A 655-nucleotide genomic window follows, 5' to 3' on the forward strand; every position below is an offset into this window, starting at 1 on the left:
TGGGTCTGGATTTACTAACAGCGGAATGTCACTGTAGATAATGCCTGTTAGGTCTTCGTACGTCGCACCACCGCTGTTGCTACGAGAGTTCGAGAACAGTTTTGGTGGCTTCGCATCTGGGTTAATTGCGACCTCAATGAATGGTTTGATAAGTGTTAGTTCAGAGCTACGAGCGACAATGTAAACTGCGTCCACATCACGACGACTGCGTGGCTGTGTTTCCAACTTAACGCGCATGAGCGATTGCATCTGTGCGATACGCTGTTTGCTTTCTTGTAATCCAAAGACGTCGTTAATGTCTTTTTGTAGCTGGCGCTTATCACCAAAGTAGCTTGTTGCGACTTTGTTTGAGCTGTACTTGCTCCATTCTTCATTGAAAGCTTGCACAACACGCTCACCGTAGCTGCCTTTTGGCGCTAGGATCAGCGGGAAGCTATAGCCTTCGCTAAACAAGTATTTTGCAGCTTGAGCCACTTCTTGCTCTGGTGACAACGCTAGGTAGCAAATGTCGGTACCTGGCTGAACATCTTCAGGAATATTCAACGCCAGTGCGGGAATGGCTGGACTGTTTGCTGAACCATCCATTGTGGTTTGCAATAGTTCGACATTTTCTTTTTGCAGCGGGCCGACAACAAAATCGATGTTTTCGTTGATG

1 protein-coding gene is annotated in these 655 nt (G+C 47.0%); it reads right to left on the reverse strand.

What is annotated here, in order from left to right; genetic code table 11:
- Window positions 1-655, reverse strand: a 655-nt coding sequence (locus tag R7190_RS28085; protein WP_318137953.1) for a penicillin-binding protein activator, incomplete at both ends; no start/stop codon positions are given.

This window comes from Vibrio sp. 1078-1 (genome assembly GCF_033340475.1).